The organism is Chitinophagales bacterium (assembly GCA_017303415.1).
Lineage (GTDB): Bacteria > Bacteroidota > Bacteroidia > Chitinophagales > Chitinophagaceae > SpSt-398.
On record JAFLBJ010000001.1, the window covers coordinates 1760397 to 1780459 of the forward strand.

Genomic DNA, 20063 nt, shown 5'->3' on the forward strand with positions numbered 1-20063 from the left:
ATTTTTGCGGGCTAAATGCCAATAGCTAAAAGCTAATAGCTATTAGCTCTTAGCTAAAACTGTCATCTGTCATCTGTAAACTGTCATCTTTATACCATGGTCCTTACTGTAACCCTGAATCCCTGCATCGACAAAAGCTCTACTGTTGAAAAAATGAAACCCGAAAGCAAACTCCGTTGTGCCGAGGTGGTCAACGAACCCGGAGGCGGGGGTATCAATGTGAGCAAGGCCCTGCAGAAACTCGATACATCGTCGGTGGCTTTATTTCCCGCCGGGGGACACAATGGAAATATGCTCTGCAGTTTATTGAAAGAATCGGGTATCCTTTTTCATGCGGTGGACACACGGGTGGAGACCCGGGAAAATTGGATCGTGCATGAGAGTTCCACAAACGCCCAGTACCGGTTCACCTTTCCAGGCCGGGAAGTGCAGGAAGAGACCATCAAAACCCTGGTTGATCAGATACGGGCCTTTGCCCCCAGTTTTGTAGTGGCCAGTGGAAGCCTGCCTCCAGGCCTACCTGATTATTTTTATGGATTGATTGTAAAAAATGCAGCCGCCGTAGGTGCCAAATGTATAGTGGATACCAGTGGTCCGGCCCTGCAAGCCATGAAGGGGAAAAAAGCATTCATGATCAAACCCAATATTGGGGAATTATGCAAGATGCTCCAGATCGACTGGCTCGATAAGGAGGAGGTACCCGATGCGGCCCAACAAGCCATCATCGATGGGTTTGCCGAGATCATAGTGGTGTCGCTTGGGCCCGACGGTGCCTGGCTGGTCAGTGCCGATAAACGCTACTTCGTAGAAGCACCAAAAGTGGAAAAAAGAAGTACGGTAGGGGCAGGTGACAGCATGGTGGCGGGTATAACTTATTCATTACAAAAGGGCTGGTCATTACGCGAGGCCATCCGCTTTGGCGTAGCCTGCGGAAGCGCCGCCACAATGAATGAAGGAACCCAACTCTTTCGGCGGGAAGATGCCGAAAGGCTTTTTGCCCAATTACGTGAATGAAATACCGTGCCCCGGGTATAGGGTTGCCGCAGGATTTGCCTTACATTAGTAGTATGAAAAAAATCGGCATCACCCCGCTTTTAACCCTCTTGTTCCTTGCTACAACTACACTGGCGCAGGATGTAACCACTTTATACAACGATGGCGTTAAGCTTCGGCAGGAGAAGAAGTATAAGGAGGCAGTGGAGAAATTCTCCAAAGCCACCCTGGCCAATCCCAGTCATTTTGAGTCCCAATACGAAATGGGCTGGTGCCTGAATGAATTGCAAAGTTATTCCGATGCTATCATCGCACTGCGAAAAGCCCGGAACATCAATCCGGGTATGGCCAAGGTTCATTTTGAACTGGGTTACGCCTTTCAGCAATCCAGCAATCCGGATTCGGCCAATAAATGTTATGACCGTTGTCTTTCCATTAACCCCAAATATTCCCTGGCCTTCAAACAAAAAGGGTATATCGCCTATTTTAAAGATGAATTCACGCAGGCACTCGATTTCTTTAAAGGATATGAAACATTCGCTTCACAGGATATCGGTGATTACCTGTACTGGTACCGTAAAGGATATATCTTCAATGCAATTGATAAATATGATAGCGCCAAGGTGGCCCTGAACCGGTCGCTTCGGTTCAAGAAAGATTATATCAATACCTATTGGGAGCTTGGTTTTGCCAGTACAAAACTCAAAGAAGCCGATGAAGCCATTGGCTATTTTAATCAGGCCATTGCCCTTGATCCCAAGAGCCATATTGCCTATAATGGAATTGGTGAAGTTTACCGTGACCTGAAAAGAGACAGATCCACCGCTATTCTCTGGTATGAAAAAACCCTGGCGATCAATGCCACCGAGCGTAAGGCAAATTTTGGCAAAGGCTATTGCCTCAATAGTCTGGGTCAGTATACCGAAGCTGTTCCCTATTTGCAAACCGCCATCCGAAGCGAATCAACCTATACTGCCGCCTATGTTGATCTGGGTTATAGCTACTACATGCTTAACCGATATGAGGATGGATTGACCCAATTGCGCAAAGCCATTGAACTGAATGCCAATAACCAGAACGCCCGTTATTATTCGGGGTTGATCTATATCGCCCAGAAAAATAAAACCATGGCCCAGAAAATGGTGGATGAACTGACGCAATTAAAATCCAACAGCGCAAAAACGCTGCAGGACAAAGTGAATGCCATGAATTAATTCATAAAATTCTTAACAATTTCAAACTCCCATCCCTGTAACCTTCCTCTTATCGAAACCGTCCCACACGTCAGGAAGAATTGATTTAGCTTTTACCTGTTAGCTTTTAGCTAATAGCTATTAGCTATTACACCAACTGTCGTGAACGGGAAATTTTATATATATATTTTTTTATTTGTGTTTGGTTTGGTCCGGCTATTCCCGCCAGCGGCCCAGGCAGGTACATCCATTCCTCCTGTTAAGATATCCCTTCCCGATGCAGAAGAAATCTATCCTTCCATATATGCCATCCCGTTTAGCCGGGCGGGCAACCTGATCCTGGTCAAAGCAAAGGCCGATACCACAGAGGGAAACTTTATCCTGGATACGGGCTGCCCTCATTTGGTATTGAACACAACGTATTTCCGTCAATATCCCGTACAGGAATCCGATGGGGAAGGTAATGGGGCCACGACAGGAACTTTTTTCATTCAGCAAACACGGGTGGCTGATTTTTCCTTTGGCGGTAATCATTTTTATCATACCGATGCCGACCTGACTGACCTGGGGAGTATTGAGAACAGCCGGGGAATAAAAGTACTGGGACTGATCGGGGTGGAACTCCTCCGTAAATTTGAACTGATCATTGACTATGAAAATAATTTAATCTACCTGCATCGGTTGGACAGGAAAGGAACGTCTGTATTTGAGCAGGATCAGCTTGCGGATACCGCAGCCTATCAGGTGGTGCCCATCCGGATAATGGATAACCGGATCATGGTGGAGAGCCAGGTAGGGGGTAAAAAACTCCGGTTGGTCATAGACAGCGGCTCGGAGGCTAACCTGCTTGATAGCCGGTTACCCGAAAAGGTTTTTGCCGAGGTGTCCATCACTGGCCGGACAACCATGATGGGGGTGGGAGGGAAAAGGATCGATGTATTAAAGGGAGAGTTGAATACCCTGCATATAGGAGGGGTGGATATCCCGCAGATGAAGGTATTGGTCACCAATCTGGAAAGAACCTGTTTTTCCCATGCGGGATGTGTCGATGGGGTGTTGGGTTTTGATTTCCTATCCCTCAAAAAAATTGGGTTTAACTTTGTAAAGAATAAAATGTTCGTTTGGAAATGACCGGGCAGCAATTAAATAACATGAGAATACGATGGAAAGCATTCCTGCTGGCCTTTGGCCTGCTGATGCTGAACCATATGGCCCAGGCTCAGGACACGATCAAAATATGTACGGTCAAGAACGGGCAACAATATATCTGGCTGAGCAAGAACCTGCCTGAATCGGAGCTCAATGCCTTTATCAGCCAATTTTCCCTGGAAGGGCTTGCGTTAAAAAAATTCATTCAATCGGGGTTCACAGATTCTATCCTACTGGGTGGGTGGAAGATCGGGTTGAATAATTCTTCGCAGTTTACCATCAGTAAACCCCTGTTGAGCTTTGACCGGGTAGATGACCCAACGCTGCGTCTGATTCTGGCAGAAAAAGATATTTCCTTTGATGCCCGGTTTCCCCGGATCAGCAATCAACTTCAATTTGGGTATAACCAGTTCAGAAAAAAATCCACCTTCCCGATTTATAGTGATTCCACAGTGCTCTTTTATCTGCGTGACCACAAGAATGCCAACCAGGTCATGCTGGCCGGCAGTTTCAACAACTGGGATCCGGCTACCCTGATGATGAAGAGGACTGATAGCGGTTGGATCCTTCCGGTGAAATTATTACCTGGCAAATACTGGTATAAGTTCATTGTGGATGGAAAATGGATGATCGACAACGATAATGATGTACAGGAAAATGATGGGTTGGGCAATACCAATTCTATATTCTTTGTACCCAATCATGTGTTTCGGTTAAAGGCAAAAGAAGGAACGAGGAAAGTTATTGTATCCGGTAGTTTCAATGGTTGGAACGAAGGACAATTGAACCTGCAAAAACAGAATGGAGAATGGGTGCTTCCCGTTTACCTGGCAGAGGGCACCTATACCTACCGCTTTATTGTCAATGGACAATGGATGGAGGATCCGTCCAATCCGGATCATTTTCCCAATGAATTTGGGGAATTTAATTCGGTTGTACGTATTGGGGCGCCGATGCTTTTTCAACTGGATGGTTATCCCCAGGCCAATCGGGTCTTTCTTTCCGGCTCATTCAATAATTGGAATGATTATGAAGTTGCGCTTCGCAAAACGTCGGGAGGTTGGGAAGTTCCCTATATTTTAGGACCTGGTAACCATGAGTACCGTTTTCTGATCGATGGCAAACCCGATTCTGCACATAACCACAGCCTGATCATTGATCCCAATTTTACCTTTAAAACAAAAGCCTTTGCGAAGGCAAAAACGGTTTACCTCGCGGGTGATTTCAATAAATGGAGCCCGACCATGTTGCCCATGAAACGGATAGGAGATGAATGGGTCGTGGATGTACACTTATCAAAAGGCAAACACCTGTATAAATTCATTGTTGACGGCAATTGGGTGATCGATCCGGATAACAAGTTATGGGAGCAGAATGAGGAAGGTACGGGGAATTCGGTGTTGTGGGTGGAGTAGGGGGGGGGATGTTGGATGATGGATGACTGATGACAGATGACGGATGACGGAGGTTGGATGTTGGATGTTGGATGTTGGATGACAGATGACAGATGACAGATGACGGATGTTGGGGTTAGGCCCCTAATAAAAAATGCGAAATATTGTATTTCGCATTTTTTATTTATAATTTTCTATTGCCTTCCTTCGGTCATCAGTCATCAGTCATCAGTCATCTGTCATCTGTCCTCCAACATCCAACATCCAACATCCAAAATCCCTACCTCGCTGCCGCCACCACATCTCCCTTAATATGAAGGGTCTTAGGCTGGGTAACACCGGCGAATTTGATAAATACGTCTTTTTCAAAATGACCTGCTGCCGCGGCATTGTATTGTACTTTCAATTTAACTGTTTCTCCGGCGCCAATGGGTTCTTTGGGATATTCGGGAACGGTACATCCGCAGGATGACCAGGCGTTCTCGATCACAACGGGTTTGTCGGAGATATTTGTTACTTCAAAATAATAGCTGACAGGGGTACCTTGTTTGATCTTTCCAAAATCATGCGCATCGGCGCTGAATTTCACAATATTCTCAGGTTTGTCCTGGGCAGATACAGCAAAGGCAAATACAAAAGCGAATACGGTCAGTACAATGCTCTTCATGACTATTGATTTTTTTGTTTTAATAATTGAACGGAGGCATTAGCAGGGGCGCTGCCATCGGGCGCTTTCCAAACCTCTCCTTTGATAATAACCTGTTTGGTTTGGTTCCCACTATACAGAACGGTGATATACTTTTCAAAGATGCCTCCGGCAGCTGCATTAAATCCCACTTTGATGGTGGCGGAAGCTCCGGGGGCGATCGCTTCTTTACTCCACTCCGGAGTGGTGCATCCACAACTGGTTTGCACATTATCGATCTTAATGGCTTCACTCCCCGTATTGGTCACCAAAAAAGTATGGTAAACCGGCTTGCCCTGGGGGATCTTGCCAAAGTCAAACAGGGTCTCTTTAAACTCCAGCTTTTCTGCTACCGGTGTGGTTTGTGCATAAACAGCACCCAGCAGGAAAAGGGCCGTTAAAAGGGAAAGAAGTCGTTTCATAATCATCTGTTTAGACATCAAATGTAATGCCTAGACGCCAAAAATCATAGATGGGATGCATACAAATTGAGGTTTTATTAACAGTCGTTTGGGATTTCCATTTTTCCGGTAGTTTTGTTCTATGGAGAACCCCGTTTCCACCCCGGTATTGTCAGATGAAAAATTGTCATTTGACCATTTCCGCACAGCGGTTTTAAATGATTTCCGTCTGGCTTGTATCGGTCGGGAATCCAGTCTCTTAGGCAGAAAGGAAGTATTGACAGGAAAAGCCAAGTTTGGCATTTTTGGGGATGGCAAGGAAATACCCCAGGTGGCCATGGCAAAATTCTTCAAACCGGGTGATTTCCGGGCCGGGTATTACCGGGACCAAACCTTCGCATTTGCCGCCGGTGTTGCCACGGTTCAGCAGTTCTTCGCCCAACTTTATGCCGACCCTGATCTGGCCCATGATCCATTTAGTGCCGGCCGTCAGATGAACTCACATTTTGCCACACCCTTTGTAGATGAATCGGGCAACTGGGTCGATCTCAGCCAACGCAAGAATATCACCTCTGATATATCCCCCACCGCAGGACAAATGCCCCGTGGGTTAGGTATTGCCCTCGCTTCCCGGCTTTTCCGCCGGGTGGACGCGCTTCGTGAATTTTCATCGCTTTCCGACCAGGGTAATGAGGTTTGTTTTGTTACGATAGGCGACGCCTCCACTTCTGAAGGTCCCTTTTGGGAAGCCATAAATGCCGCCGGGGTTTTACAGGTACCCATGGCCGTATTTGTTTGGGATGATGGATATGGAATCTCTGTCCCCAAAAAATACCAGACCACCAAAGGGTCCATCTCCGAAGCACTTTCGGGGATGCAGAAAAAAGATAAGACCAATGGCATCCAGATCTATAAAGTAAAAGGATGGGATTATGCCGGCATGTGTGAAGTATTTGAAGAAGGGATCCGGTTGGCCCGTGAACAGCATATACCCGTTTTGTTTCATGTGGAAGAAGTGACACAGCCGCAGGGACATTCCACTTCGGGAAGCCATGAGCGCTATAAAACCCCCGAACGACTGGAGTGGGAACGCGAATGGGATGGAATCCGCAAAATGAAAGAATGGTTACTCGCGAATGCGTTGGCCAATGAAGAGGAGCTTGAACAGATCGAAGCAGAATCCAGAAAGGAAGTGCGGGAGGCCCGCCAGCGGGCCTGGGAGGAATATCTGCATCCTATACGCGAGCAGGTATCCAGATCCGTGGAATTGATCAATAACCTGGCGCAAAGCCTGCCGGCAAAAGCGGAGGAACTGACCCGGATCGCCAAACAACTGGCCACAAACCGCGAACCATTACGCAGGGATGTTCATCAGGCGCTTTATCATTCCATCGGGTTGGCTGAAGACCAGGAAGACGCTACATTTTGGATACGGGATTACTATAACGACCTCCTTCGTTCTTCCGAAGGACAATACAATTCTCATTTATACAATGAAGGGCCGCGAAGTCCATTACTGGTTCCGGAGAAAAAAGCAGAGTATGGTGAAGAGCCTACCCTGGTGAATGGATACGAAGTGCTCAATAAATATTTTGATGAATTATTTACCCATGAACCCCGGGTGGTGGCATTTGGAGAAGACCTTGGACAGATCGGTGATGTAAACCAGGGATTCAGTGGATTACAGGCTAAACATGGCGAAGAAAGGATCTTTGATACCGGTATCCGTGAACTCACCATCATGGGCCAGGGTATTGGCATGGCCATGCGTGGCCTTCGTCCGATTGCGGAGATCCAGTATATTGATTATCTGCTTTACGGTTTACAGACCCTGAGTGATGATGCCGCCACTTTGCACTACAGGACAAAGGGCCAGCAGAGCTGTCCGCTGATTGTTCGCACACGCGGGCACCGCCTGGAAGGGATCTGGCATAGTGGCTCGCCCATGGGCATGGTCATTAACTCGCTTCGTGGCATGCATGTTTGTGTACCCAGAAATATGACCCAGGCCGCGGGCATGTACAATACCCTGTTACAGGGAAATGATCCTGCCATTGTCGTGGAATGTTTGAACGGATATCGACTGAAAGAAAAATTACCCCAGAACCTCCGCGAATTTACCGTACCACTGGGAGTACCTGAGATCATCCGGGAAGGAAGCGATATCACCATCGTCTCTTATGGTTCCATGTTACGGGTTATTCAGGAAGCCGCCATTTCACTGGAGGCAAAAGGAATTTCCTGTGAGATTCTTGATGTGCAGACCCTTCTGCCCTTTGATCTTCACCACGTGATCCTGGATTCACTCAAGAAGACCAATCGTATTCTATTTGTAGATGAAGATGTTCCTGGCGGAGCTTCTGCCTTTATGTTCCAGAAAGTAATGGAAGAACAGGGTGGATACCGCTGGCTTGATGCCTCCCCACGTACCCTTACCGGCAAAGCCCATCGCCCGGCATACGGAAGTGATGGCGACTACTTTAGCAAACCCAATGCCGAAGAGATCGAGGCAGTGGTGAAGGAGATAGTGAGGGAGTGAGGCGTGAATCGTGAGTTTCGTGAGGCGTGAATAGTGAATAGTGAATGGTGAATAGTGAATGGTGAATCGTGAGACGTGAGACGTGAATCGTGAGACGTGAATCGTGAGAACTTCTGTCATCTGTCATCTGTCATCCGTCATCTGTCATCCAACATCCAACATCCAACCCCCAACATCAACACCCCAACTCCATAAACCGACAACCATGAAATTCCCTATCTACCAGATCGACGCTTTTACCAATAAGCGTTTCGCCGGAAACCCCGCCGCGATCATTCCCCTTACCCAATGGATCGATGCTGCCTTGATGCAACAGATCGCCATGGAGAACAACCTGAGCGAAACGGCCTTTCTGGTACCAACCACTGAACATTTTTCCGATTATGAGTTACGTTGGTTTACCCCAGAGGTAGAGATCGATCTGTGTGGGCATGCCACCCTGGCGGCAGCCTGGGTAGTTTTCAACTATCTGGATCATACCAAACCCGAAGTGGCTTTTGCCACCAAAAGCGGCAAACTCGTGGTGGAAAAAAGGGCTGATGTATATGTAATGGATTTTCCTTCCTGGCCTCCGGCCCCCGTGGCCGATCCCCCTCCTGGTCTGGCTGCCATGCTTGGCGTAGAGGAGATCCTGTCTGTCTTTAAATACCGTGACCTGTTAGTACTGCTAAAAGATGAGGAGGCTGTTCGTCGCGCCAACCCTGATTTTTCGGCAATGAAAGCATCCGGTGAAAAAATAATCATCACCGCACCGGGAACAGACGATGTCGATTTTGTTTCCCGTTTTTTTGCCCCCGCAGCCGGTGTCAATGAAGATCCTGTAACAGGTAGTGCCCATTCCCAACTCATTCCTTTCTGGGCCGAAAAAATCGGCAAGAAAAAATTATTTGCTAAACAACTCTCCCAACGCGGCGGTGAGATCTGGTGTGGTCTCTGGGGCGACCGGGTATCGATGGCCGGGCAGTGTGTGTTTTTTATGAAGGGGGAGGTGGAAGTTTCGTGAGGCGTGAGGCGTGAGAAGTGAATAGTGAATAGTGAATGGTGAATAGTGAATGGTGAATGGTGAGACGTGAGTTTCGTGAGACGTGAGAAGTGAATAGTGAAATTTAAAAAATTATAACTTACATTTCAATAAAAATATCATTCACTATTCACCATTCACGTCTCACGTCTCACGAAACTCACACCTCACCATTCACTATTCACTATTCACGTCTCACGAAACTCACGCCTCACGCCTCACGCCTCACGCCTCACGTCCCTCACGCTTCCCACAAAAACACCCCCTTCCACTCCGCCCGCGGCAACCAACACTCTTCCTTCTTCCCAAACCATCTGTACCTGTTTTTGGAAATGAGATTATAAATTCCATCACGGATAAAATGGGGTACCCACAGAAATACTTTTGCCCAACCCCAGCCCGGGAGTTGTGACAACATTTTGAGTGCACCTTCAGAGTGGGTAAATATTTTTCCTTCCTGGTATAAAATAAAGGAGTTCATCTTCCCAGGGGCTATGCCAAATTGGTGCTGAATCTTTTCACCATAGGGCGATTGCAGGGAAGCAAAGCGGAACCAGGCTTTTTTATCCCGTTTCAGGACAAACTGCACACTTCCCTGGCACAAATTGCAAACACCATCAAAAAGGATTACGGGATTATCCATATTACAAAAATCCGATATTTAGTCTTAAATTTCGATTAGAACTTAAAACCTATGCCCGTGAGATCGATCATAACCAGAATAGGTGGGCTGATTATCTTGATCCCTGCCTTTCAGTCTGTATTCGCCCAGGCGGATACAGTCGCATTGGGACAGGCATTGGAACGCTCAAACAGATGGCTGCAAGAGATCAAGCATGATTCTGCCTATCGGGAAGCCAGCCAGGTGGCACAGGTCGCCAATAAAAAAGGGTATCGCCGATATGAAGCCCTGGCCTATGATATCATGGCGGAAGTAATGCGGGTAAAAGGGAAAATGGAAGAACTGCGCCGGTATGATTCCCTGCTCACAAATCTGGCAGGTCAGCTAAAAGATACCTCACTTATCATTTCTGCCCGTAACCGCATGGGGGTGTACCTGCTTGAACAGGGACGCACCAATGAAGCCGCAGATTTTTTTCTTACCTCACTCGACCTTAAACTGGAAAAGGAACAATCCATTAAAACTGCGGAGGTTTATTCCAACCTGGGGTCAGTTTATATGGCACTTAGCAAGAAAGATCAGGCCATGGAATGGTTTGTGAAATCATTAAAGTTGTATGAAAAATTAGGAAACGATCGTGGGTTGGGAGAGACCTATAGCAATATATCCTCGCTCTATTATTTGATGAGCCGTATCGATGATGCGATTGCCTATCAGAAGCAAAGCATCTTCCATCGGTCGAGGCAAAATGATATCCAGGGATTGATCATCCCGAATATCAATATCGGGCAATTGTATATTCTAAAAGATTCTTCCGAACTGGCTCTTCGTCATTTACGTCAGGCAGTGGAATATGCCGAGAAAGTAAAGCTGCCCCCGCTACGGGCAGCCGCCTATTCAGGAATGTCAACTTTTTATATCAAATCCAGGCAATTTGGCCCTGCACTGGAGTGGCAGGACAAAGCAATTGCACTTTTCGAAGAAACGGACAATAAGCCCATGCTTTCCCGCATGTATGTATCTGCTGGTAACCTGGCCAGTGCCATGGGCGATTCGGCCAGTGCCATCCGGTATTATGGCAGAGGCCTTGATTTTTCACTTGTATTGGGTAACAAAGAGAATATTGCCAATGTGTATGAGAAAATGAGCAATTTCTATCTGGCCCGCCAAGACCACCTTAAAGCGTATCAACATTACAAAAGCTATACCCTTTACCGCGATAGCATCGCCCTCGCAAGTTCACTCTCCAATATCGAACGGATCAAGATCCAATACGAAACCGAGAAGAAGGACAATGAGATTCAACGACTGGCGGCTGATCAACGGATCCAGCAACTGCAGATCGAAAAACAAAATGCCCTGATCGCCGGGAACCTGTTGGAAGCAAGCCGGAAACAGAATGAGATCGAGCTTCTGTCCCAATCCAGGGAATTACAGGAACTACGGATCAATCAGCAGGATGAACAATTGGAAAAACAGATCCTGTTGGCGAAGACCAAGGAACAACAATTGCAACTGGCCGAAACAGAAAAGCAATTACAGAACCGCAAACTCAAAGAGTCTGAGACCTTGCGCAATTTTATACTCGTCGGCGTGGGATTACTCGCCTTGCTCGGCTATTTTTTATTCAACCGTTATCAGTTGAAACGAAAGATTCAGCAACAAGAGGCACTGCTGGCCGTCAGAGAAAATATTGCCAAAGACCTGCATGATGAGATCGGTTCCACCCTCACCAGTATCAAGATATTATCCGAGGTTTCAGAGCGGAATATCCATACGGATCAGGCTAAAACATCCAGTTTTATAAAAAAGATCACAGAGCAGTCAGCGGCCGCCCAGCAAGGGATCAGCGATATCGTATGGGCAGTAAAACCCGAGAATGATAAACTGGAGAATATGGTCATACGTATGCGGGAATATGTGGCCCAAACCCTTGAATCAAGAAATATTCAGACATTGATCGAGATCGATGAAGAGGTATTACACCAGCGACTGAGCATGAGCCAACGCAGAGATTTCTTCCTCATTTTCAAAGAAGCCATTAATAATATTGCCAAGTATGCCGAGGCAAATCTGGTCACCATCCATCTCCGTGGTCGTGAACAAGGACTTGGAATGCGCATATCAGACAATGGAAAGGGCTTTGACCTTCAGGCAGCCAGGTCCTCAAATGGGTTAAAAAATATGCATACCCGCGCCGAATCCCTTCATGGCCGGGTTGAGATCAAATCCCAGTCAGGCCAGGGAACGGTTGTTGACCTTTATATTCCAACTACATGATCATGTAGTCTTCTTCCGGCTGGCTTTTCCTTATTTTTAATACAGGGATTTTTTGTTCCTATTAATCATGGCAATCAAGGTTTTAATATATGATGACAATGAGGTGTTAAGGCAAAGCCTGCAACTTCTCATTGAGGCCGAGCCGGATATGGACCTGTTGGCCTTGATGCCCAATGCGGAAACGGTGGAAGTGGATGTGGCCGAACTCAAGCCGGATGTGGTTTTGATGGATATCGATATGCCAGGCGTCAATGGGGTAGAGGCTGTCAGGCGGATCGTACAACTCAACAACAGGCTGCCGGTGATCATGCTGACCGTGTTTGATGACAATGAGAACATCTTTAACGCGATCTGTGCAGGCGCGTCGGGTTATATCCTGAAAAGATATGCAACAGAGGAGGTACCAGGGGCTATCCGGATGGTGCTGACCGGCGGTGCACCTATGACCGGAGCCGTGGCCCGTAAAGTACTCACCATGGTACCCCAGGCACGCTCGCAGGACCAGGAGCAAAGTAATTTATCTGCCAAAGAAACAGCCATTCTTCAATTTCTGGTCAATGGCTATAGCTATAAAATGATTGCCTCCGAACTGAAGATCAGTATTGATACGGTTCGTTTCCATATCAAAAAGATCTACGATAAACTGCATGTACATTCCGCCACTGAGGCTGTTTCCAAAGCCATAAAAGACAAGCTGGTATAAGCCATTCCCTGCTTCCCTACATGATAATGTAGTTGCCTGACCTCCTTTCCGAAGATAGTTTTATGGAAAATTAGCGAGACCATGAAACATCTATTTTCTCTCATTGCCTTATTCATTCTTACACTGACCGGCCTTCAGGCCCAGACCTTTGATTTCGTTCAAGGCGCGAATATCATTTTTGAAGACCGTTTTGAGCAAGACCCCGTTGGTGACCTCCCGGCACGATGGAACACCAATAGTGGGGGAGAGGCCGTTCAACTCGATGGCCACGACGGCAAGTGGTTCAAGATCGGAGGAAATATGGTAGTTACCCCTGAACTCAAAAAACGACTGCCTGAAGATTGTACCATTGAATTCGATCTTGTGATCGAATCCGGTGCCTGCCCTGTGGTTTTCGGAATGACACCCATTGCCGATGTATCCACTGGCAATGTGTATTACAAAAAGATCTATGTGGTTCTGCAAAATGAACCTGGATACCCGGATGTGGTTTTTGGTAAAGATGTATTTGATATCGGGAATAAAGGAAGTTTTGATATGGCCGGTTATATGGGCCGCGAATTGCATGTCAGTATTTCCATCAACAAGACCCGCTTTCGTGTTTACCTTGATGAAACCAAGGTGGTAGACCTTCCCAAGGTCATGCTGCCGGAGTATCGCACCAATTTCTTTATCGCCGGTGGTGAACTCTGTAATAAAGATCAGGGCATTTATTTTAGCAATGTACGCATTGCCGCAGGCGAAGCCGATGCCCGCCGATTGCTCATCAAGCAATTATTGGAACAAGGATCAGTAGTTACCACTGATATTTCTTTCACCCAGCAAAGCATGGAAAACGCGCCCGTTTTTACTCCGGAATCAATTCCCTTCCTGGATACCCTTGGCCAGGCTATGATGAATGACCCCAGTTTGAATATTCAGATCAATGGTATGGAAACCTTTCCCATGTCGGAGCAAGGGGGTAGTATGAATAGTCAGAATTTGGAAGCAACGGCAAAAGCCAAGGTAGAAGAGATCAAAACCTATATCACCAACAAATTCAATGTAGGGGTGGACAGGATATTGATCGGTATGACCAATAAGATCAAGACCAAGATGGATCAGGTAAAGAGCAGCAAGGCGGGCAGTAAGGTCAGAGGTTTCCTCACCGAGATCATAAAATTATAAATCAAGGGTAAGCGCCATACGCGCGAAGCGAAAACAATTCGGATGAAACTATTCATGACCATAGCCACGCTGTTTTTAGCCATTTCCATCTGGGGCGCCTGCCCTGTCCGGATACTTTCCGTGGGCAACTTCTCCTTCAAAGCAGGCAACCAGGTATATGTGGCCGATACTACCCATGCAAGAGGTTATGCCAATCAGGCAACTGGCATTGGGTATATCACCGCGGCAAATAGCCAGGATATGGTAGTGGATATTGCCAGGAACAATATGAAGAGTGCCGGTACATATGTACTTAAGGCCAGGGATAGTAAGGTGGTGTTCACCCTGAACAGCAAGTCCTATTCGCTGCGAACCGAGCAGGATTACCTCCGCATCACGATCACTTCGGTACGCACAGCAGGTTCTTTTTTTCTGCTCAATGGGCGATTCGAAGGACAATTGACCGACAAACTTGGGAATGTTGTGAAGATCACGGAGGGATACTTTGTAACTAAAAACCTGTAATCAGCAACCATTCAATTAAAAATAAAAGGTAAAAAATGTTTCGAGGGTAAAATCCCCCAGTATTACCGGGCTGAATTTTCCGGTATGCAGATCATCTGATTTATTCAACAAGAAATCAATGCAAATGAAAAAAGTACTTCTTCTGTTGGCCTTTATAGCTGGCATAGCCGGTCTTGTGTCGGGACAGGGTGACCCGAATAGCAATAACCCTCCCGGTAATAACCCGTCAAACAGCAACGTAAACACCAACAATATCCCCAAAACCAATACGCCGCGGTTGCAGGCATTACCCAATGCCAATACAACCACGGTTGTGGAAGCCGGGGCTGATTTTAAGAACATGCGCACGTTCACCCAGGACGGGCAGTTTCAAATACCCAAAGGCACCAAGCTCGTAATGATCGAGGTGTGGGGCGGTGGAGGCGGTGGATCATCCACAGGTGGTGGCGGGGGCGGCGCGTTTGTACGTTCCGTATTTACCATCATCGATGGAGGAGAGGTAACTGTAAAGATCGGTCAGGGCGGAAGAGGCGGTACCACCATGGCCCAATCTGGCGGCACAACCTATGCCCAATTCAAGGGAGCCCTTCCAACCGGTAATGCAAACAGCGTGTCAGCATCAGGCGGAAATGGAGCTACCTATGTCGTTGGCGCCAACCCCTATGCAGAAGATGGATTTGGTGGTCAGCAGGGAGGATGTACCAATTATACCATTGGATTCAATCTGATAGCAGGAGAAGATGGAGAAGTGTACCAGGATACCTATGGCCAAGGCGGCCCGAATAATTATGTTGTTACCCGGAGTCTTGGAAAAGGGGGCAACGCGGGGAACACCGAGAATACGGGAGGCCGGGGAGATATTGTGTTGAATCCCAATAACCCAACCTACAGAAGAAGTGGAGGCCCTGGAAAATTACCCGGTGGTGGCGGAGGTGGAAGCACCAACCCACGAGGTGGTTTCAATGGCGCTTCCGGTATGGCGATCATTTATTATTAAACCAACATAACCATAAAATGAAAAAGTACATTCCCATTCTGTTATTCCTGGCCGCATGCAACAACAGTTCGGAGCCAGCCCGGTCAGGTTCCACTGCCACCGTTGCTGAAGAGAAAAAGACTTCATCCGGAGCCGGAGGTTGCGAATCCCTGATCTTTTTCCGCAAAGGCATTACGGTCGAGGCGACCTCCTATGATGCAGAAGGAAAAGAAACCGGAAAACAATTAACCACCATCCTCGATATCACCAGTAAGGATGGCAATACAATTGCCCATGTCAGAGGGGAAGACATCCGGTCTGGTACCGGGGAGAAGAAAACCCTGGAATACGATTACCGTTGCGATGGTAAAAATATCTATATGGATATTGCTTCGGCCTTTCGCACCCTGGAAAAGAATGAGGATGCCAGCTTTACTTCAACAGAAATCGAGTATCCCATTGATATAAAAGAAGGGCAAAGCCTCCCCGATGTATCCGGTACCATGAGCGCCGAAAAGAACGGCAAAAAATCAACCATGACCTTTCAATATAAAAACCGGAAAGTGGGTAGTATGGAAACCATAACCACCCCTGCCGGCACCTGGAAATGTTATCCCGTTTCAAATGATGTGATCATGGAAATGGATATTCCTGGTATGAATGCGCAAATGAAAGAAATGATGAAAGCCATGCAGGATAAAATGAAAACCAGTACCACCACCTGGTTTGCCCCTGATTTTGGCATTGTGAAAATGGAAATGTACCAGGATGGGAAATTGAAATCAAGAAATGAAGTAACCAAAGTGGGAAAATAAATTAAAGTTCTCTAAAACGCTAAATATGAAAAAGTCAATCTTCTTATTATTCATCTTTGCCGCCGCCTTTACGATGGCCTCGGCGCAAACCAAACCGGTGCTCAAGACCAAGACGCCGATCAAAACAACCAGTGCCATTAAACTAAAAGGCACAGTACCCTATTTGGTACGAGGGTCCTCACAGGTGAGGCAAATTGTTCCGGCCAACGCATCCAATCCAAGCTTCAGACTTCAGCGCGGATCGGTACCCTACAAAAGAAATGCATCACCTCCCAGCAATCCAACAGCGCCAAATGAGGAAGGCCGCTATTGTACAGAGTCGCTGGTCAGTGAAGAGAAAGGCGATGAAAAGCGGATCGTATTGGGAAATCAGAATGATAAGATATACCCAGGAGCGATTTATTATGAAAGCGCTATTTTGAGTGGTGCCTATAATGCGCCGGCCCTCCAACTCAAACCCTATAATATTACGACCGACCTCTTTTCTGCCGCTTTTACTGAAAGTTCCATTGTACAGGTAGAACCAACATTAGGAGGCGTAAACAATGGTCTCAGCACCTTAATGCGCCGAAGCATGACCACCAAGAATGCAGCCCGCGTGGTGCCGGAAGTGAAAATTCTCAATTCGTCCGAGCAACTGGCCTTTGAGATCGGAGCCAATTTCAGTGGCTATGGAGCCGACCTGAATGCCTCTTTTAATTATATGAAAAGCACCCGGAAGAATGTGTTTCTTGCCCGGTTGACCCAGGTCTATTTCTCGGTGATGCTCAATGTAGCCGATGGAAAACAATTGGTGGACAATAACCCTTTGCCCAATAACCTGGTCTATGTTAACAAAGTGAACTATGGCCGTCTGGGTTATATCTTCATTGCCTCTGACAGCAGCCGCGAAGCCATTCAGGCGGCACTTGATTTTACCTATTCATCAGGGAATGTTGGCGGAGGAGTAAATGCACGGCTCAATTATGAAAGGACCGTCAGTTCTATGCAAATAAGCGGGTTCTTCTTTGGCGGTGACGCGGCCAATACCATCAGCCTGAATTCACCCAATCAACTTCAGGCCTTTGATGATTATGTGCAGAATGGTTTACGCCTCGATCCCAATGTGGCCCCTGTTGCCGTCAGTTATGAATTGAAGTACCTGAACGATAACTCCACAGCCGCTACCCGCAGTACGACCACATACACAGAACGTCAATGTACACCAGCGAGGGGCATCAATCTCCAGCTTCATAATGTGGCCATTGAAGATGTACATGGTGGGGATTGCAGTTACGCCTGGGGAAAGATATCGGTGGAGATATGGGAGACCAACAGAGATCGTGTTCCCCTGAATAGAATCTGGTCAGGCACACTTTGGGAGCACAATGCCGCCCAACCCAACCGAACTGTGATCAACTATGCTGATATACGGGCAGGCAATACCCTTCGGGATGAGATCATGAACATTCCTAATGGCAGCCGCAACATAAACCTGAATCCGATCCTGGTCAATGAAGGACGGATCATGTTCCGGTTCTTTATCGAGATAAATACCCGGCACAAAGACAATGATTTTGCGGCCCTGGGCGAACATGGCATGCGCCGAGTGGAAGTGGTGGAAAAATCCCTCAATGAGATTTTTGCCAGCCGCGAGGCCATCGCTACCGATTCAAGGGGTAGATACAAGTATGGCACGTTCAAAGCAGGACGTTTTTGTTCGAATACAGACAGGGTGCATTGTTTTTATGCCCTTTTCTCGGTAACTGAATCACGTTAGAAATCAATCAACATTCTTTCTATGTACCAGAAAATGATTTTGTTTACCCTGTTGTTGGGTATGGCATACATGGCGGAGGCGCAAAAGCCCAGGCTCAAGACAAAAGTGTCACCTACCAAACCAAAGCTTCCGGAGAACCAGATTCCCAATACCGTGGTCACGGGTCCGTTTACGGTGGCGTATACACCAACACTCATTGAGCACCTGGCACCCAAGACCAAGGTCAGGGGGGATGATAATTTCAATGATAAGAAAGTGTATGTAACGGTGAACATGAATTATCAATACAACCGCAGGGCAGGAGATAGTGTCGTTAAATTGATCATTACCCTGAGCGGGGAGGAAGATGAAGCAGAAAGAGCAGGGGAGCAACGATCCCTGTTTGAGGGACGGTGGGAGAAGATCGTTTACCGGGCTCCCGCGGGTCATCGGATCAAAAATGTGACCGGAGAACATGCTGCTTATTTCTCTTTTAATGCAGACCCGGCCCGGCCCGGTACCAGCTTGCGGGTAGGGACTTGTAAGGGGTATTATTTCAGTCTGAGCGCCAATACCCTCGGTTTTGAATTTGATGAACGGATCATCCAGGATATTCAGATCGGCACCCATTTTTCCGGCGCTGATTTTAATCCGGATCCCAATTTCCGGGGCTGCCAGTTTGAGATCACTAAACTGCAATTAAAACCCATGTCCATTACACTGGAAAAAATGTAACCATTTCCGTCCTCCTTCATATAAAGGCTGCCTCAGTGCAGCCTTTTTCTTTTAACCTGGCCATGTTCACCTTCCTACATGGTTATGTAGTTGTTTGGGGGTTGGATAAAAAACATATTTGTAGCATAAAATAAGAACCATGAAACGCATTTCAATTCTTGCCTTATTTATTCTGTTGACTTCTGTTGCTGAAAAAACCCTGGCACAAGCCAAACCAGACCTGGTGGTAAGAGAGATCATTTCCATTGAGCCTTTCTTTGACTCGGCGAGGAATCTAAACCGGGTTAGGGTTCTCACCAAGATCGGCAATGCAGGTGCCGCTTCATCCGGCAATTCATTAGTTGAAATGCGCATTTACCAAAAGGCTGGAGCAGATCCGGCAGGATGGTATGGATTGCCGCCAGTGGGTATTCCTGGTATCTCTGCCAAAAAGGATACGATGCTGGAAGTCGTATTCACCGATCAGCAAAAACATGTTTCCCCGGGAAGGTTTCCAGTTCAATTGTTGCTTGACCCGCGCCGTATGGTTGATGAAGGCAACGAGACCAACAATACCCTGAACAAAGAATTGACCATACAGGGCGATAACCCCGCAATCCAGATCACTGAAGTATACAGACCCCCCGCCACCGTTCAGGCCACGGGTACTATCCGGGCGTTGACCGCTTTCTCCGCCAATTTCAATACCCCCGGTGATTTTTTAAGCACCTCCAGTACGGTTGAGTTTATTACGCGGGTAAGGTATAACCATGACCAGCAGAATATACAGGTTCAAAAAACAGGGGTTACACTAAAAAAAGGCGGGATCTATCATTTTGATATTTTTTTCCAATCTCAACTGCAATTCAAATCCTTTACCCAGATTTTCCCCTGGGTAAATGTCAACCTCAAGGCCGGTACAACCTATGAGGTAATCTATGAGCAGTATCCGATGGTCAGCTCTAATACCACTTCCTGGTCAAATGATAATTTCTTTTTTGGAAAATTGGTAAGCGTGGAAGTATATGTCCCGGCAGGAACAACCGTCACGTTGATTGGGTCGGTCGACTTTAAAGGGGTTGCCCGTCAATTGCGGTCAGAGGATATCAAAGGGAAATCCTTTTCGGGTTACCTAAGCGGTTATCTGGTGAAAGAGTTCTAAGGTCGTT

General features: G+C 47.0%; 18 protein-coding genes. 15 read left to right on the plus strand and 3 right to left on the minus strand.

Going from position 1 to position 20063, the window contains the following annotated elements:
• Positions 1-96: 96 nt before the first annotated feature.
• The 4 genes from J0M30_07705 to J0M30_07720 all read left to right on the plus strand — a co-directional run bounded on the left by J0M30_07705 (position 97) and on the right by J0M30_07720 (position 4750).
• Positions 97-1014 (plus strand): 1-phosphofructokinase family hexose kinase, encoded by a 918-nt coding sequence (locus tag J0M30_07705; protein MBN8667373.1) that lies wholly within the window; start codon positions 97-99, stop codon positions 1012-1014.
• A 53-nt stretch (positions 1015-1067) separates the two neighbouring features.
• On the plus strand, positions 1068-2207 hold the full coding sequence (locus tag J0M30_07710; GenBank protein MBN8667374.1) for a tetratricopeptide repeat protein: 1140 nt from the start codon (positions 1068-1070) through the stop codon (positions 2205-2207).
• Between the two features lie 177 nt (positions 2208-2384).
• Positions 2385-3317 (plus strand): aspartyl protease family protein, encoded by a 933-nt coding sequence (locus J0M30_07715; GenBank protein ID MBN8667375.1) that lies wholly within the window; start codon positions 2385-2387, stop codon positions 3315-3317.
• 20 nt (positions 3318-3337) lie between these two features.
• Positions 3338-4750 (plus strand): hypothetical protein, encoded by a 1413-nt coding sequence (locus J0M30_07720; GenBank protein MBN8667376.1) that lies wholly within the window; start codon positions 3338-3340, stop codon positions 4748-4750.
• A 259-nt stretch (positions 4751-5009) separates the two neighbouring features.
• Here J0M30_07720 and J0M30_07725 read toward each other — a convergent pair whose 3' ends face one another.
• The gene (locus J0M30_07725) at positions 5010-5396 is read right to left on the minus strand and encodes a DUF1573 domain-containing protein (protein ID MBN8667377.1); all 387 of its coding nucleotides are present in this window, start codon (positions 5394-5396) and stop codon (positions 5010-5012) included.
• Between the two features lie 2 nt (positions 5397-5398).
• Positions 5399-5836: a DUF1573 domain-containing protein gene (locus J0M30_07730; protein ID MBN8667378.1), complete on the minus strand. Its 438-nt coding sequence runs from the start codon at positions 5834-5836 to the stop codon at positions 5399-5401.
• Positions 5837-5957: 121 nt separating this feature from the next.
• On the opposite strand from J0M30_07730, the gene J0M30_07735 reads away from it, so the two are divergent.
• Positions 5958-8354, plus strand: a complete 2397-nt coding sequence (locus tag J0M30_07735) for a transketolase (protein MBN8667379.1) — start codon at positions 5958-5960, stop codon at positions 8352-8354.
• Between the two features lie 205 nt (positions 8355-8559).
• Positions 8560-9357, plus strand: a complete 798-nt coding sequence (locus tag J0M30_07740) for a PhzF family phenazine biosynthesis protein (protein ID MBN8667380.1) — start codon at positions 8560-8562, stop codon at positions 9355-9357.
• A gap of 259 nt (positions 9358-9616) precedes the next feature.
• Here the strand turns inward: J0M30_07740 and J0M30_07745 are convergent, their stop codons facing one another.
• Positions 9617-10018, minus strand: coding sequence for a DUF393 domain-containing protein (locus J0M30_07745; GenBank protein ID MBN8667381.1), 402 nt, complete (start codon positions 10016-10018; stop codon positions 9617-9619).
• Between the two features lie 51 nt (positions 10019-10069).
• Between J0M30_07745 and J0M30_07750 the strand changes: the two genes are divergently transcribed.
• The 9 genes from J0M30_07750 to J0M30_07790 all read left to right on the plus strand — a co-directional run bounded on the left by J0M30_07750 (position 10070) and on the right by J0M30_07790 (position 20056).
• Complete coding sequence (locus tag J0M30_07750; GenBank protein ID MBN8667382.1) at positions 10070-12277, plus strand: tetratricopeptide repeat protein; 2208 nt, start codon at positions 10070-10072, stop codon at positions 12275-12277.
• Positions 12278-12344: 67 nt separating this feature from the next.
• Complete coding sequence (locus J0M30_07755) at positions 12345-12980, plus strand: response regulator transcription factor (GenBank protein ID MBN8667383.1); 636 nt, start codon at positions 12345-12347, stop codon at positions 12978-12980.
• An 81-nt stretch (positions 12981-13061) separates the two neighbouring features.
• Entirely contained in the window at positions 13062-14147 is a 1086-nt protein-coding gene (locus tag J0M30_07760; protein MBN8667384.1) for a hypothetical protein, read from the plus strand.
• Positions 14148-14189: 42 nt separating this feature from the next.
• Positions 14190-14651 (plus strand): hypothetical protein, encoded by a 462-nt coding sequence (locus J0M30_07765; GenBank protein ID MBN8667385.1) that lies wholly within the window; start codon positions 14190-14192, stop codon positions 14649-14651.
• A 124-nt stretch (positions 14652-14775) separates the two neighbouring features.
• Positions 14776-15648 (plus strand): hypothetical protein, encoded by an 873-nt coding sequence (locus J0M30_07770; protein ID MBN8667386.1) that lies wholly within the window; start codon positions 14776-14778, stop codon positions 15646-15648.
• Positions 15649-15665: 17 nt separating this feature from the next.
• Positions 15666-16442, plus strand: coding sequence for a hypothetical protein (locus J0M30_07775; GenBank protein MBN8667387.1), 777 nt, complete (start codon positions 15666-15668; stop codon positions 16440-16442).
• 25 nt (positions 16443-16467) lie between these two features.
• Positions 16468-18201 (plus strand): thiol-activated cytolysin family protein, encoded by a 1734-nt coding sequence (locus J0M30_07780; protein ID MBN8667388.1) that lies wholly within the window; start codon positions 16468-16470, stop codon positions 18199-18201.
• Positions 18202-18222: 21 nt separating this feature from the next.
• Complete coding sequence (locus tag J0M30_07785) at positions 18223-18915, plus strand: hypothetical protein (GenBank protein ID MBN8667389.1); 693 nt, start codon at positions 18223-18225, stop codon at positions 18913-18915.
• A 139-nt stretch (positions 18916-19054) separates the two neighbouring features.
• Entirely contained in the window at positions 19055-20056 is a 1002-nt protein-coding gene (locus J0M30_07790) for a hypothetical protein (protein MBN8667390.1), read from the plus strand.
• Positions 20057-20063 lie beyond the last annotated feature (7 nt).